Source organism: Dyella ginsengisoli LA-4 (genome assembly GCF_000334915.1).
Lineage (GTDB): Bacteria > Pseudomonadota > Gammaproteobacteria > Xanthomonadales > Rhodanobacteraceae > Dyella_A > Dyella_A ginsengisoli_A.
Map to the genome: position 1 here is coordinate 1 of NZ_AMSF01000031.1, position 1,202 is coordinate 1,202.

At 66.1% G+C, this 1,202-nt stretch carries 1 protein-coding gene; it reads left to right on the forward strand.

The features are described from left to right. Positions 1-13: 13 nt before the first annotated feature. Positions 14-1,147 (forward strand): OmpA family protein, encoded by a 1,134-nt coding sequence (locus tag C693_RS0108940; protein ID WP_026107293.1) that lies wholly within the window; start codon positions 14-16, stop codon positions 1,145-1,147. Positions 1,148-1,202 lie beyond the last annotated feature (55 nt).

The following is a 1,202-nucleotide window of genomic DNA, read 5'->3' on the forward strand; positions in this document are numbered from 1 at the left end:
AAGGAGACACCTGATGAAACGTAAGGGCTTGTATTTTCTGATTGCTCTGGCCCTGGGCGGCGTAGGTGCCGTTCACGCGCAGGACACGGCGCCGGCGGACAGCGCACCGAGCATGAGCTCGTCGAGCTACGACGATCGCTGGTACATCGCGCCGACCATTGGTGGTTACTACAACGACACCGACCGGAACACGAACAGCCGCCAGCTGTATTACGGCCTGGGCGTGGGTCGTTTCATCTCGCCGGATGCGTCGATCGACCTGTTCGTGGACCGGACCAAGCGCAGGGTGGACGGCGCGGTGGGCGGTGGTCGCTGGTCGAACAACTCGTTCGGCGCGGCGGCACGCTTCTATCGCGGTGACTGGAACGCCTGGCGTCCGTACCTGCTGGTCGGCTTGATGGGCAGCAACCACCACAATCGTGGTGACAGCGGCTGGGCCCCTGCGGCGGAGCTGGGCGTGGGCGTGTCCAAGACGGTGACGGACAGCTCGGATGTACGGATCGAGACGGGCTACCGCTACGACTTCGACGACAAGAGCCAGCCGGCGCAGGACGGCTACGGCGACTGGTTCCTGGGCTTCAGCATCGTGTCGCGCTTCGGCGCGCCGCCGGCGCCGCCGGCCCCGGTGGTGGCTCCGCCGCCGCCGGCTCCGGACTGCTCGACGCTGGACAGCGACAAGGACGGCGTGAACGACTGCGACGACAAGTGCCCGGCGACGGCGGCCGGCACGATCGTGGGTCCGGATGGCTGCGCGCAGAAGGTGGTGATCGACCTGCGTGGCGTGAACTTCAAGTTCGACTATCCGAAGAAGGGTCACGTGAAGGCCGACGAGATCGGCAAGGCGCTGGCCGAGCCGACGGCGGACTCGCTGTCGATCCTTGACCAGGCGGTGGACACGCTGCAGCGCTACCCGCAGGTGAAGGTGATGGTGGCCGGCTACACCGACTCGAAGGGCACGGAGGAGTACAACCAGGCCCTGTCGGAGCGTCGTGCGCAGATCGTGTACGACTACCTGACGGCGCACGGCATCGACGCGAGCCGTCTGGAAGGCCCGGTGGGTCACGGCGAGAACGATCCGGTGGACACCAACGACACCGACGCCGGTCGCGCCCGCAACCGTCGCACGGAGCTGCAGGTCCAGCAGTAAGGATCGGCACTACGTGTCATGAAGAAGCCCGGCTTTGGCCGGGCTTTTTCTTTTT